We start from the raw sequence: 13,380 nt of genomic DNA, 5'->3' as shown, positions 1-13,380 counted from the left end.
GGATATTGAGGCGGCTACCTTCCAAGCCCAAGTCCGGTTTAGGGAGGTACGTAATGAACCGCAGTTTCGCCCTGCTTTCCGTAGCCACGCTCGCCATCGGTGCCGCCTTGCTTCCCGCTGGTGGAGCCCAGGCCGCTGACACGCGGGCCCGGCCGAAGCCCGCCCAGCAAGCCGCCGCCGACACGACCTCGGAGCAGCGGCAGGTCCTGACGTACTGGACCGAGCGGCGGATGGAGGCCGCCCAGCCCCTGGACGCGCCCGGTCCCAAGCAGAAGTTGACGGCGGCCGAGCCCGAGCAGGGCAGCGCCTGGACCGCTCCACCCACGCGCGGGCAGGCCGGTGGCGGCGTGGACCTGCAGGCGGCCAGGAGCTCGGGTGAGGCGTGGACCGGGGGCGGCGCGGTCACGCGGACGACGGGACGGGTCTTCTTCACCACGCAGGGCCGCAACGCCTCCTGCTCGGGCACGGCGGTGACCAGTGCCAACAAGAGCGTGGTGATGACCGCCGGCCACTGCGTGAAGATGAACGGCGCCTTCCACACCAACTGGGTCTTCGTCCCGGGCTACGCCGGCGGCAACCGCCCCTTCGGCACCTGGGCCGCCACCAGGCTGCTGACCACGCAGCAGTGGAACGCCCGCGAGGACGTCAACTTCGACGTGGCCGCCGCCGTGGTCGCGCCGCTGGAGGGCAGGACGCTGGTCGACGTGGTGGGCGGCCAGGGCGTGGCGTTCAACCAGCAAAGACGCCAGCAGATGTACGCCTTCGGCTACCCCGCCGCGGCCCCGTACGACGGCTCGAAGCTGATCTACTGCAGCGGCCGCACCTTCGACGACTTCCTCGCGACCGACGACCACGGCCTCACCTGCAACATGACCGGCGGTTCGAGCGGCGGCCCCTGGATGCTGAATTTCAACGAGTCCACCGGCCTCGGCACCCAGAATTCGGTCAACAGCTTCAAATACAACTTCGCCCCCAACTGGATGTTCGGCCCATATTTCGGGAACGAGGCTCAGTCCGTCTACCAAGCAGCACAAAGCGCCAACGCACTCTAAGCAATTTACCGAAAGTAGTCACAAGAACACATCTCGTAGTGCACACTCGGTGGGCATGACCCTGAGCACCCCCCTGCTTGCGGCCGCTCCGCTCCTCGCGGGGCTCGTCGGCCCCGCGCTGCTCGGCGCGGCTCCCGGCCGCCAGCAGGCCGCACCACCGGCCGTCGCACCCGTGCGCACGGTCCAGCGGAGCGACATAGTCGAGCACGTGGCCGCCCGCACCGCCGCCGATCAGCAGCGCGTGCTCGACTACTGGACGCCCGAGCGCATGGCCAAAGCCCTGCCGATCGGCCTGCTCGACATCGTGACGAACGGCGACGACCTGCTGAGCGGCCTGACCGGCCGGGCGGACCTGAGCACCACCCCCGACCTGTCGGGCAGGAAGGCCGACCTGTCGGTCCCGCGCAGGCTCATGGGCTCGCGCCACCTGTCGGCGGCCCGACCGGACGCCAGCACGATCGGCTCCCGGTGGATCACCGGCGGCCTGGTGGCCAGGACCACGGGCCGGGTGTTCCTCACCGTGGCCGGGGCGGACTTCGTCTGCTCGGCCAGCACGGTCAAGAGCGCCAACAGGGACGTCGTGGTCACCGCGGGCCACTGCGTCAAGGACGGAGCGGGCGAGTGGGCGGCGAACTGGACGTTCGTCCCCGGCTACGGCACGGCCGGCGAGCACCCCTACGGCCAGTACACCGCCCGCCGCATGTTCGTGGCCGGCCCCTGGTCGCGCAGCGGCGACGACAACTACGACGTGGGCATGGTCGCCCTGGCCACCTCGCGCGGCAAGCACGTGGCGGACGCGGTGGGCACGCAGGAGATCGCGTTCAACCCGGGACGCGGCGGCCAGGCGTTCGGCTTCGGCTATCCCGCCGACCCGCCGTACGACGGGGGCGACCTGGTCTACTGCGCGGGCCGGCTCAAGGACGACCCGTACGGCCAGACCCGCGACCAGGGCCTGGGCTGCGACATGACGGCGGGCTCCAGCGGCGGCCCCTGGATGACCGGGTTCGACGCCGGCACCGGCAAGGGCACGATCACGTCGCTGAGCAGCTTCAAGTACAGCGACGACCAGCGCACGATGTACGGCCCGTACTTCGGCGACTCCGTCAAGGCCCTCTTCAACACCGCGCAGCACGCGTGACCGGGCCCGCCGCCGCGATCCGGGCGCCGCGGCGGGCCCCATCGCCAGAGGTCAGAGCGTCAGCCCCGTCAGGACCATGACCTTCTCGTACGTGTAGTCCTCCATGGCCGAGTGCAGCCCCTCGCGCCCGACCCCCGAGTCCTTCACCCCGCCGTAGGGCATCTGGTCCGCCCGGTACGAAGGCACGTCGCCGATGATCACGCCGCCCACCTCCAGCTCCCGGTTCGCCCGGAAGGCGGCGTCCAGCGAGCGCGTGAACACCCCGGCCTGCAGCCCGTACTTCGAGTCGTTGACCATCGCGTACGCCTCGTCGACCGAGGCGGCCGGCTGGAGGATCATGACGGGCCCGAAGACCTCCTCGCAGGAGACCTTGGCGTCGTGCGGGACGTCGGCCAGCACCGTCGGGGCGAGCGTGGCGCCCTCCCTGGTGCCGCCCGCCAGCACCTGGGCCCCGGCGGCGACCGCCTCCTGGACCCACTGCTCGACCCGCTCGGCCGCGGCCTCCGAGACCAGCGGGCCCACCTGGGTCTTCTCGTCGGCGGGGTCGCCGGTGACGAGGCCGTCCACCGCCGGGAGGAGCCGCTCGACGAACGCGTCGTAGACCGGCCGCTCGACGATGACCCGCTGCACGGCGATGCAGCTCTGGCCGGCCTGGTAGTTGGAGTAGAGGGCGATGCGCTGGGCCGCCCAGTCGAGGTCGGCGTCGGCCAGCACGACCGCGGCCGCGTTGCCGCCCAGCTCCAGGGTCACGTGCTTGCGCGGCACCTGGTCGGCGATGGCGTAGCCGACGGGCGCCGAGCCGGTGAATGACACGACCGGGAGCCGCGGATCAAGCACCAGGCCGGACGCGCGGTCGTTCTCGATCGGCAGGACCGAGAACATACCGGCCGGCAGGTCCGTCTCGGCCAGGATCTCGCCCAGGAGCAGCGAGGACAGCGGGGTGGCGGGGGCGGGCTTGACGATGACCGGGGCGCCGACGGCGATGGCCGGGGCGACCTTGTGTGCGACGAGGTTCAGCGGGAAGTTGAACGGGGTGATCGCCAGCACGGGACCGTGGGGGACGCGCGAAACGTACGCCAGGCGCCCGGCCGCCGCCGGCTCGGTGTCGAGCCGCTGCACGCCGCCCGACCAGCGGCGGGCCTCCTCGGCGGCGAAGCGGAACGTGGCCACGGCCCGCCCGACCTCCCCGCGCGCCCAGACGATCGGCTTGCCGTTCTCGGCCGTGATCAGGTGGGCGATCTCGTCGGCCCGTTCGGCGAGGCGGCGCGAGACGTGCGCCAGGGCCTCGGCCCGTACGTGCACGGGCAGCGCGGCAGCCTCCCTGGCCACCGCGTGCGCGGCCGCCACGGCCTCCTCGACCTGGGCGTCGGTCGGCACGGAATGCCGGCCGACCTCGCGGCCGTCATGCGGGTTGGTGACAGTGAGCTCGGTGTCCCCGGTCGCGGCGCGGCCGGCCAGCCAGAAGGTACGCACGTCCATACCCACGACGTTATGCCAAGGCGTACATCGGGGATTTACACCACGATGCACAAGACTCCCACGAGGGCTCACCGTTAAGTACAAGCCCCGTTGTATACCCATGATGTAACAGAAGTAGACCCAATTCGGGATGTTTACCATGCGGAGTGGTTTGAGCGATCTCCGCTATGGCTAAGTCATCGGTGCGGGTCTCCAGCGCGGCGGGCCCCCGATCAGAAAGGCGTGGGCCCCGTGACCGAACAACGTGAGGTCACAAGGACGCATAGCTGGTCCTTGGCCACCAGGGAGGTCTCATGACCTCGGCGCCGCTGGGACTGCAGGGCGCCTACCTCCTCGGTGAGCGCGCCAGCCACGACGAACTCCGCTCCCGCCTCCTCGACGTGGCGGTCAACCTGCTCCGGACGGACGGGCCCGACAGCCTCACCATGCGCAGGATCGCCGCCGAGGCGGGCTGCACGACGACCGTCATCTACACGATGTTCGGCAACCGGGAGGGCCTGGCGGAGGCGCTCTACCTGGAGGGGTTCGAGCGCTTCCGCCGCTTTCTGGAGGCCGTGCCCCAGCGGCGCAACCCGTTCGAGCACCTGACCGCGCTCGGCCCCGCCTACCGGCAGGCGTGCCTGGCCGAGCCGGGCTACTACAGCCTGATGTTCGAGCGGGCGATCCCCGGCTTCGAGCCGAGCGAGCGTGCCAGGACGCTGGCCCGCGCCGCGCTCAACATCCTCGACCGGGTCATCGCCGACTGCATCTCGGCCGGTTACCTGATCCCCACGCAGCCCCGCAAGATCGCGGACGCGCTGTGGTCGGCGGCGCAGGGCGCGATCAGCTTGGAACGCGCCGGGCACCTGCGCGACGGCCGCACCTACGAGGCGGTCACGACCGCGATCATCTGCTGCTATCTGGTGGACAAGCAGAAGTAACGGGCCGGCGGGCCACTTCCAGGGCCAGCCACAGCTCCGCGCGCACACCCGGGTCGTCGAGGTCGCGGCCGAGCAGGTCCGCGACGCGTCTCATGCGATAGCGCAGGGTGTGCCGGTGCACGCCCAGCCGCTGCGCCGCCGCGTCCCAGTGGCCGTTCCCCTCCAGGTACGCGCGCAGCGACTCCACCAGGTCGGCCCGGGAGCCGTACGCGTTGAGCGGGGCCAGGATCGCGGCCGAGAACGCCTGGGCGGCGGCCGGGTCGAGCAGGCCGAGCAGGCCCTGCCCCGCCAGCTCCCCGAACCTGACGACCATCCCCGGACCGGCCGGCCCGGTGATCCCGCGCGGCCCGGCCTCGGGCTCCTCGCCGTCCCCCGGCCCCTCACTGCGACGGGCCGCACCGCTGCGGGCCGCCTCCAGGGCGCGTCTGGCCTGGTCGAGCGCGTTGTGCAGGGAGGTGGCGGCGTATCCGGCAGGCAGGCTGAGACCCACGGGCGCCTCCGCGCTCATCGCCGCCTCCTCGGCCGCGGACCCGGCCACGATCGCGACGGCCGTCCGTCCCACCCCGTCCCCGTCGCCGGCCAGGGCCGCGAACGTGTGCGGCTCCAGGGCCTCCAGGGCGTCGGGGCCGGCCGCGAGGACCACCAGCGGCTCCTCCGGCAGCCGCCCGCCGAGCGGCCGCAGCACGTCGCGGGCCCGCGCCTCCTCCCCCGCCAGCAGCAGCTCCAGCACGGCGGTGCGGACGCGGCGTTCGGCGGCCAGCTGGGTCCTGCCCTGGGCCATGGCCAGCGTCAGCAGGGAGCCGGCGGCGTTGATCACGGTGTGGGTGACGGGCGAGAAGGCGTGCCCGGCGCCGACGGCGAAGAACCCGCGCGGCCGCCCCCCGCCGCCCAGCGGCTGCACCACGATGTGCTCACCGGGCCCGGACAGCGCCAGGCTGGCCGGCATCCGCTCGCCACCCGCACGGCCGGCCTGCACTCCGCCGCCCGCTCCACGGGGCCCGCCGGTGCCCGCGTGCACCCCGTCGCCGGTCTCTTCGGCCTCGGGGGCGGCGGGCGGGCCCGGATCGGACGGGCGGGAGGCGGTGGGGGCCGGGAGGCGGCCGCGGCGGCGGGACAGCTCCCCGGCGACCTCGTCGGTCCTGGCCCCGCTCGTGGCGTGCCGGACCTCGCCCGACTCCGCCAGCAGCGCGGCCCAGCCGCCGACCTCCTTGGCCAGCCGGTCGATGACCGCGTGCAGGCCGTCCGGCCGCAGCGCCGCCCGCGTCAGGCGGCCCTGGGCGGCGAAGGCGCGGCTGATCTCCTCGTACTGCTCGGCCGCCAGCAGCTCGCTGACCGTCTTGCCGACCGCGATGAACGGCGTCTCGCGCGGCACCTCCAGCAGCGGCAGCCCGGCCTCCTCGGCGGCCGTGACGAGGGCGGGCGGCACCTCCTCGTGCGAGACGCCGACGCCGAAGCCGAGCCCGGCCACGCCGCGGGTCACCAGGCGGGCCACGTAACCCGTCAGGTCGCCCTCCATCCGCAGGCCGGTGGTGAGCAGCAGCTCCCCGCCCTCCAGGTAAGGTGTCGGGTCCGCGAGCTCGCTGACCGCCACCCAGCGCACCGGCGCGTCGAGCACCCCCTGGCCCGACGTCCCGGCCACCGGCCGCAGGTTCATGCGGCGGACGACGATCTGCAGGGAAGGCGGCATGCGAGTTTTGTCCATTCCGGCAAAGACGAGCACTCCTAGTGTGACATATCGACGTATCGGTCCTGGTGAGAGCCCGCCGTAGCGTCAGAGCCATGAGCATTCCCCAGGAGCGGCGCGTCGTGACCGCGATCCCAGGCCCCAAGTCCCAGGAGCTGCTGGCCCGCAAGCAGGCCGCCGTCCCGCCCGGCATCGGCACGACCCTGCCGGTCTTCGTCACCCGCGCCGGCGGCGGCGTGGTGCAGGACGCCGACGGGAACTCGCTGATCGACTTCGGCTCCGGCATCGCGGTGACGAACGTGGGCAACGCCGCCCCGAAGGTCGTCGAGCGCGTCCGGAAGCAGGTCGCCGACTTCACCCACACCTGTTTCATGGTCACCCCGTACGAGTCGTACGTGGAGGTGTGCGAGAAGCTCAACGAGCTCACCCCGGGCGACCACGAGAAGCGTACGTTCCTGGTGAACTCGGGCGCCGAGGCCGTGGAGAACGCCGTCAAGATCGCCCGGCACGCCACCGGCAGGCAGGGCGTCGTGGTGTTCGACCACGGCTACCACGGCCGCACGCTGCTCACGATGACGCTGACGGCCAAGAACATGCCGTACAAGCAGGGGTTCGGCCCGTTCGCGCCGGAGGTGTACCGGGTGCCGCTGGCCTACCCGTTCCGCTGGCCGAGCGGCCCCGAGAACTGCGCGGAGGAGGCCGCCGAGCAGGCCATCGACATGATCACCAAGCAGATCGGCGCGCAGAACGTGGCCGCCGTGGTGATCGAGCCGATCGCGGGCGAGGGCGGGTTCATCGTGCCGGCCAGGGGGTTCCTGCCGCGGATCGCCGAGTTCTGCCGGGCCAACGGGATCGTGTTCGTGGCCGACGAGGTGCAGACGGGCTTCGCGCGTACCGGGACGCTGTTCGCGTGCGAGGACGAGGGCGTCGTGCCGGACATCATCACCACCGCCAAGGGCATCGCGGGCGGCCTGCCGCTGGCCGCGGTGACCGGGCGGGCCGAGATCATGGACAAGGTGCACGTCGGCGGCCTGGGCGGCACGTACGGCGGCAACCCCCTCGCCTGCGAGGCCGCGCTCGGCGTGCTGGAGACCATCGAGTCGGAGGACCTGGTCGCCAGGGCCCGGCGGATCGGCGAGATCATGCTCCCCCGGCTGGAGGCGCTCAAGGAGCGCTTCGACGTGGTCGGGGACGTGCGCGGCCGGGGCGCGATGATCGCGATCGAGCTGGTCGAGCCCGGCACCAAGGAGCCGAACCCGACCGCCGTCCAGGAGCTCGTCAAGCGCTGCCACGCCGAGGGCCTGCTGGTGCTGACGGCGGGCACGTACGGCAACGTGCTGCGCTTCCTGCCCCCGCTCGTCATCCCCGAGCACCTGCTCGAGGAGGGCCTGGGCATCCTGGAGAAGGCGATCGCCGAGCTCTAGACGAACCCCTACGAAACGGGCATCCAGCTTGCGGCTGGATGCCCGTTTTGCGGTGTAACAGGTGCCACTCGGGTAGAGAATTCACCCTGACTTGACGCTCAGCTAGACGCTCACGGCCTCGGTCAGGGTTATAACGGTTCCGACATACGGAGGGGCGATGGCTGCTGGGAGCGTGATGAACTGGGGTCCGACCAGAACGGCGCGGAACATGTTGACGTTCGACCCTGAGGGCCTGACCTGGGCCCAGCGCGACGGCGACGCCTGCGTCGTCTGCCACAAGAGGTGGCCGCGCCCGCGCGTGCGCGTGGGCCGCCTGCCCGACGACTCGCCCGTGCTGGCCTGCGGCGACTGCGCCGAAGCGCTCATCCCCGCTCCCATGGCCACCGTGGTGGCCTTCCCGTCTCGATAGCGAGACGCCCCGGGACGGGGGGGAAGGCCCGGGGCGCCTCTGACGGGCCGCGCCCAGCGGGGGGAAGGGCGGGTCCGCGGCACGGTCACGTGGGGATCGGCGGCTCCCACTCACTTGGCGAGCTCGCGCCACCGTTCTGTCCATGCGGCGTAGTCAGTGCATTCCCCGTCCTCCGCGCCGCAACCCCCGGGCGGCCGCACAGCGAACACGACGCGGTCGAGCCGCTTGTCGTCGCCCACCCCATAGGTCTCGCACATCGTCCTGGCCCGCCCCTTGCACGCCTTGTCGTTGGCGGGCGCCATGCCCACCCACGCGGCCGCGTCGCGCTGCGCGTCCGGCTCGGTCACCCAGTTGAGCCACCGGTAGGCGCAGGTGGTGTCGGGGACGTTCGCGCCGAGCATCCAGGAGTCGACCCACCCGGTGGTCTTACGCGTCTCGATCACCTTGACCGGCTTGCCGGCCGTCTGCAGGAGCAGGCGATGGTAGGGGGTCATCTGGGCGTAGTCGAGCGACCCGGTGGCGAAGCCCTTGACCAGGTCGACCGGGTTGCGCCAGTAGGTGCGGTCCTTGTTGCGCTCCAGCAGCGTCATCGCCTTGCCGAGCTCGGTCTCGCTCAGCTCGTACGGGTCCTTCGCCGAGCCCTCGGCCAGCGCCGCGTCGGCGATCGTCAGCGGGCTGTCCCTGAGCGCCACCCGGTCGGAGGCGAACGCCTGCCCCAGCCCGCCGCCCCTGACCTTGGCCGAGTCGTAGACGAACTCGTCGTACGCCCACAGGTAGGGCACCCCGTAGACCTTGCCCGACACCGTGGCCATGTCGCGGAAGCGCTCGTCGAGGTCGTCGTAGCCGCTCACCTTGGCCGGGTCGATGGCCTGCACCTGCTTGGCCTCGATCAGGCCGGCGGCCAGCACGGGCCCGGCGGTGATCACGTCGTAGGGGCGCTGGCCGACCCTGGCGGCCATCTCGTCGGCGGTCTGCACGGTGTCGATCCGGGCGATCCGGCAGCCGGTCTCCTTCTCGAACGAGCCCACCCAGTTGGCCTTGGGGCTGGTGCCGCCGTATTCGGCGTAGCCGCGGTAGGTGAGGATCTGCAGCGTGCCGTCGCTCTGCGTGGCGCTCGGGCTCGGGGTGGGAGTGGGCGAAGCCGAGGGCGACGGCGAGGGCGAGGGTGTGGGACGGGCCGCGCCCATGCCGGAGACCAGCGCCGATGCGGCGAGCGCCAGGGCAAAAGCACGACGACGATTCACCAAGTCCCCCCTTGTCCGTGTGCTGGAGCTTACCGGGGACAGAGCCGGGAGGGACGCCAGTCCCTCCCGGCGCCGCGATCGCCGCTCACCTGTTGGTGGGGAAGCCCAGGTTCACGCCGCCGTGCGAGGGGTCCAGCCAGCGGGAGGTGACGACCTTGCCCCGGGTGTAGAAGTGCACGCCCTCGGTGCCGTGCACGTGCGTGTCACCGAACAGGGAGGACTTCCAGCCGCCGAAGCTGTAGAAGGCCATCGGCACCGGGATGGGCACGTTGATGCCGATCATGCCGACCTCGACCTCGTTCTGGAAGCGCCTGGCCGCGCCGCCGTCGTTGGTGAAGATCGCGGTGCCGTTGCCGTACAGGCCGCCGTTGATCACTTCCAGGCCCTCCTCGTACGAGGAGACGCGCACGATCGACAGAACGGGGCCGAAGATCTCGTCGGTGTGCGTACGCGACCCGACGGGCACGTGGTCGAGCACGGTCGGGCCGAGCCAGAAGCCGGGCGCCTCCGACGCCTTGCCGCCGCCCAGCACCTCCGTCTCGCGGCCGTCCACGACCAGCTTGGCGCCCTCCTCGACGCCGAGGTCGAGGTAGGAGGCCACCTTGTCGCGGTGCGGCCCGGTGACCAGCGGCCCCATCTCGGACTTCGGGTCGTCGCCGGGGCCGATCACCAGCTTGTCCACCCGCTCGACGATCTTCTGGACGAGCTCGTCGCCGATCGGGTCCACGGCCAGCACGACGGAGATCGCCATGCACCGCTCCCCCGCCGAGCCGAAGCCCGCCGACACGGCCGAGTCGGCCACCAGGTCGAGGTCGGCGTCGGGCAGGACGAGCATGTGGTTCTTGGCGCCGCCGAGCGCCTGGACGCGCTTGCCGTGGGCGGTGCCGGTCTCGTAGACGTACTGCGCGATCGGGGTGGAGCCGACGAACGACACCGCGCGAACGTCCGGGTGCTCCAGCAGCCGGTCCACGCTCACCTTGTCGCCCTGCACCACGTTGAACACGCCGTCGGGCAGCCCGGCCTCCTGCCAGAGCCGCGCCATGAGCAGCGAGGCCGACGGGTCCTTCTCCGACGGCTTGAGCACGAACGCGTTCCCGCACGCGATCGCGATCGGGTACATCCACATCGGCACCATGGCCGGGAAGTTGAACGGCGTGATCCCGGCCACGACGCCCAGCGGCTGGCGCATCGAGTAGGAGTCCACCCGGGTCGAGACGCCCTCGGAGTAGCCGCCCTTGAGCAGGTGCGGGATCCCGCAGGCGAACTCCACGACCTCCAGCCCGCGGGCCACCTCGCCGAGCGCGTCGGAGTGCACCTTGCCGTGCTCGGCGGAGATCAGCGCGGCCAGCTCGTCGCGGTGGGCGTACATGAGCTCGCGGAAGCGGAACAGCACCTGTGCCCGCTTGACCAGCGACGCGTCCCGCCAGGCGGGGAAGGCCGCGACGGCCGCCGCCACGGCGGCGTCCACGTCCGCGGCCGAGGCCAGCGCGACGTGGCCGCTGACCTCGCCGGTGGCCGGGTTGTAGAGCTCGGCGGTACGTGCGGGGTCGCCGTCCGCGAGGGCTCCGTTGATCCAGTGCTTGACCGACTTCACTGAGCTGCTGCCTCTGCGTTGATGGTTTCGAGGGCGGTGACGATGATGCCGAGGCCCTCGGTGGCCTCGTCCACCGTGAGGGTGAGGGGCGGGGCCATGCGGATGGCGGTGCCGTACAGGCCGCCCTTGCCCGCCAGCAGGCCCGCCTGCTTGGTCAGCTCCATGAAGCGGGCGGCCTGGGCGGGGCTCTCCAGCTCGACGGCGAACATCAGGCCCTTGCCGCGCACGTCCTTGACGACGGGCAGGCGCCCGGCCGCGGCCTTGAGGCCGCCGATGATGATCTCACCGGTACGGGCGGCGTTGGCCTGGAGGTCGTGGTCGAGCACGTAGTCGAGGGTGGCGTTGGCCGCGGCCATGGAGATCGGGTTGCCGCCGAACGTGGACAGGCCCACGGCGTGCGGGCCGTCCATCAGGTCGCCGCGCGCCACGATGCCGCCGACCGCGAAGCCGTTCCCGAGGCCCTTGGCGAACGTGATCATGTCGGGGGTCACGCCGTGGTTCTGGATGCCGAAGAACGCGCTGCCGGTCCGGCCCCACCCCGTCTGCACCTCGTCGGAGATGAACAGGATGCCCTGCTCGTCGAGCACCTCCTTGTACGCGGCGAACAGCCCGTCAGGGGGCATCGTGAACCCGCCCACGCCCTGGATCGGCTCGGCGATCAGCGCCGCCACGTCGTCGGACACGGTCGTGGCCAGCACGTGGCGCAGGTCGTCCACGCACGCCTGGACGTAGTCGGCGTCCGACAGGCCCTTGAACTGGGTCAGGTGCCGGTCGGCGCCGTGCAGGAAGTGCACGTTGAGCGGGGAGAGCGAGTTGTTCTTCCAGGAGCGGTTGGAGGTCACGCTGATCGCGCCGAAGCTGCGCCCGTGGTAGCTCTGGCGCATGGCCAGCACCTGGTCGCTCTTGCGCGCGTACGTGGCCAGCAGCAGCGCCGTCTCGTTGGCCTCGGTGCCGGAGTTGGTGAAGAACACCTTGGCGTCGGGGATGCCGGAGAGCCGCGCGATCTTCTCGGCCAGCTCGATCTGGCCGCGCAGCAGGTAGACGGTGCTGGTGTGCACCACCCCGGTGGCGAGCTGGCGCTCGACGGCCTCGCGCACCTCGGGCACGTCGTAGCCGATCATGTTGGTCAGGATCCCGGCGAAGAAGTCGAGGTAACTCTTGCCGTCCGCGTCGACGACGCGGTTGCCCTTTCCGCTGACGATCTCGATGGGCTCGGTGTAGTTGAGGGCCAGCCAGTTGGGCATCACTGCCCGGTGGCGCGCGAGAAGCTCCGACATGCTACCGAGTATCCCTTTTCCCGCCATGCCGCTCCTACCCACAACCTGTCGGAAGGGCGGCCCGTTGCCTTACACACTGGAATATCCCCTAGGGGATTACCCGTCCGCCTCCAGACGTACGTATCCCGTGCCCAGTACACCGCCGGAATCACCGGAAAAGACCCCTGGCGGCCGACGACCGGAGGCCCCTCTGTCACCGACGATCGGTACATCCGAGGAACGAAGGAGACAGAGATGACCGTCATCGCCGACCACCGCCCTGAAGCCCCGTCCGGCCCGCCGAAGCTCGACCGGGCCCAGCTCCTCCAGGCCCAGCGGGACACCCTGGCCACCCCGCGCATGGACTACAGCCTCCTGGCCAAGATGATGTTCAAGCCGGTCGACCTCATGTACGGCGTGAAGGGGTCGTACACGAAGTTCGCCATGCTGGAGATCATCGCCCGGGTGCCGTACCAGGCGTGGGAACGGATGGGCTACTGGGCCGTCCACCGGCACGCGGGGCGCTCCGGGCTGGCCAGGAGGATCTTCGAGCGGATCGTGGAGGCCCGCGCCGACCAGGACAACGAGCAGTGGCACCTGCTGATCATGCAGGACCTGGTGCAGCGCACCGGGCAGAGACAGACGTGGTTGCTGCACAAGGCGGCGCCGTGGCTGATCGCGTTCTTCTACTACCACGTGTCCTGGGTGCTGTTCCTGGTCAGGCCGGACTGGAGCTACCGGCTCAACGCGGAGTTCGAGGACCACGCCGAGCATGAATACATGACCTTCGTGGCCGAGAACCCGGACCTGGACCTGGTGCCCGACCCCGGCACGTACGCCGCCGAGTACGGCCGCTACCGCTCGGTGGCCGACCTGCTCCGGCAGATCGGCCACGACGAGCGCACCCACAAGCTGGACAGCCTTGAGAGCATGAAGGAACCCCGTGTCCGCTAGGGCGTGTATTTGGTTGTGATCAATCTGCGGGATCCGCCCTCGTTTCGGGGTCCGATCTGGTAGATCGTTTTGCGTGACGCGAGTGCAATTGACGGACGCGGAGTGGGAGTTCATCGAGCCCTACCTGCCGATCGGTGGGTTCGGCCCGTACCCCGAGCGGCTGCGGCAGCAGTTCGAGGGCGTGATCTGGCGGTTCCGGACGGGCGGGCAGTGGCGGGAGATGCCG

The 13,380-nt window shown here is 71.0% G+C and carries 12 protein-coding genes; 7 read left to right on the top strand and 5 right to left on the bottom strand.

Translation table 11 applies throughout. From position 1 onward, the window contains the following. Positions 1-53: 53 nt before the first annotated feature. Together ACBJ59_RS41975 and ACBJ59_RS41970 are read left to right on the top strand one after the other, a co-directional pair. A complete protein-coding gene (locus tag ACBJ59_RS41975; RefSeq protein WP_375115681.1) occupies positions 54-1,052 on the top strand; it encodes a peptidase in 999 nt (332 codons plus the stop codon). 55 nt (positions 1,053-1,107) lie between these two features. Further along, positions 1,108-2,190 carry a trypsin-like serine peptidase gene (locus tag ACBJ59_RS41970; RefSeq protein ID WP_375115680.1) on the top strand — a complete coding sequence of 361 codons (1,083 nt, stop codon included), beginning with the start codon at positions 1,108-1,110 and terminating at the stop codon, positions 2,188-2,190. A gap of 51 nt (positions 2,191-2,241) precedes the next feature. Here ACBJ59_RS41970 and ACBJ59_RS41965 read toward each other — a convergent pair whose 3' ends face one another. Continuing rightward, positions 2,242-3,669, bottom strand: a complete 1,428-nt coding sequence (locus ACBJ59_RS41965; RefSeq protein WP_375115679.1) for an aldehyde dehydrogenase family protein — start codon at positions 3,667-3,669, stop codon at positions 2,242-2,244. A gap of 293 nt (positions 3,670-3,962) precedes the next feature. Between ACBJ59_RS41965 and ACBJ59_RS41960 the strand changes: the two genes are divergently transcribed. Beyond that, positions 3,963-4,589 carry a TetR/AcrR family transcriptional regulator gene (locus ACBJ59_RS41960; RefSeq protein ID WP_364131778.1) on the top strand — a complete coding sequence of 209 codons (627 nt, stop codon included), beginning with the start codon at positions 3,963-3,965 and terminating at the stop codon, positions 4,587-4,589. Here ACBJ59_RS41960 and ACBJ59_RS41955 read toward each other — a convergent pair. Continuing rightward, a complete protein-coding gene (locus tag ACBJ59_RS41955) occupies positions 4,555-6,276 on the bottom strand; it encodes a PucR family transcriptional regulator (protein WP_375115678.1) in 1,722 nt (573 codons plus the stop codon). The two genes, ACBJ59_RS41960 and ACBJ59_RS41955, sit on opposite strands and share 35 nt — an antisense overlap. A 92-nt stretch (positions 6,277-6,368) precedes the next feature. On the opposite strand from ACBJ59_RS41955, the gene gabT reads away from it, so the two are divergent. After that, positions 6,369-7,697, top strand: coding sequence for a 4-aminobutyrate--2-oxoglutarate transaminase (gene gabT, locus ACBJ59_RS41950; protein WP_375115677.1), 1,329 nt, complete (start codon positions 6,369-6,371; stop codon positions 7,695-7,697). Positions 7,698-7,854: 157 nt separating this feature from the next. Next, positions 7,855-8,106, top strand: coding sequence for a hypothetical protein (locus ACBJ59_RS41945; protein ID WP_364131771.1), 252 nt, complete (start codon positions 7,855-7,857; stop codon positions 8,104-8,106). A 110-nt stretch (positions 8,107-8,216) separates the two neighbouring features. On the opposite strand, the gene ACBJ59_RS41940 is transcribed toward ACBJ59_RS41945, so the two are convergent. The 3 genes from ACBJ59_RS41940 to ACBJ59_RS41930 form a co-directional block, all read right to left on the bottom strand. Further along, positions 8,217-9,350 (bottom strand): extracellular solute-binding protein, encoded by a 1,134-nt coding sequence (locus ACBJ59_RS41940; protein ID WP_375115676.1) that lies wholly within the window; start codon positions 9,348-9,350, stop codon positions 8,217-8,219. A gap of 85 nt (positions 9,351-9,435) precedes the next feature. After that, positions 9,436-10,944, bottom strand: coding sequence for a CoA-acylating methylmalonate-semialdehyde dehydrogenase (locus ACBJ59_RS41935; protein WP_375115675.1), 1,509 nt, complete (start codon positions 10,942-10,944; stop codon positions 9,436-9,438). Beyond that, a complete protein-coding gene (locus ACBJ59_RS41930; protein ID WP_375115674.1) occupies positions 10,941-12,221 on the bottom strand; it encodes an aspartate aminotransferase family protein in 1,281 nt (426 codons plus the stop codon). The genes ACBJ59_RS41935 and ACBJ59_RS41930 overlap by 4 nt, the downstream gene beginning before the upstream one ends. A 234-nt stretch (positions 12,222-12,455) precedes the next feature. Between ACBJ59_RS41930 and ACBJ59_RS41925 the strand changes: the two genes are divergently transcribed. Then, positions 12,456-13,154, top strand: coding sequence for an alternative oxidase (locus ACBJ59_RS41925; RefSeq protein ID WP_375115673.1), 699 nt, complete (start codon positions 12,456-12,458; stop codon positions 13,152-13,154). Positions 13,155-13,227: 73 nt separating this feature from the next. Then, positions 13,228-13,380: transposase (locus tag ACBJ59_RS41920; RefSeq protein WP_375115940.1), on the top strand; the 153-nt coding region annotated here is incomplete at its 3' end.

This window comes from Nonomuraea sp. MTCD27 (assembly GCF_041950495.1).
Classification (GTDB): Bacteria; Actinomycetota; Actinomycetes; order Streptosporangiales; family Streptosporangiaceae; genus Nonomuraea.
Note: the sequence above shows the minus strand (reverse complement) of the source record. Positions and strands in the feature narration are given on the sequence as shown.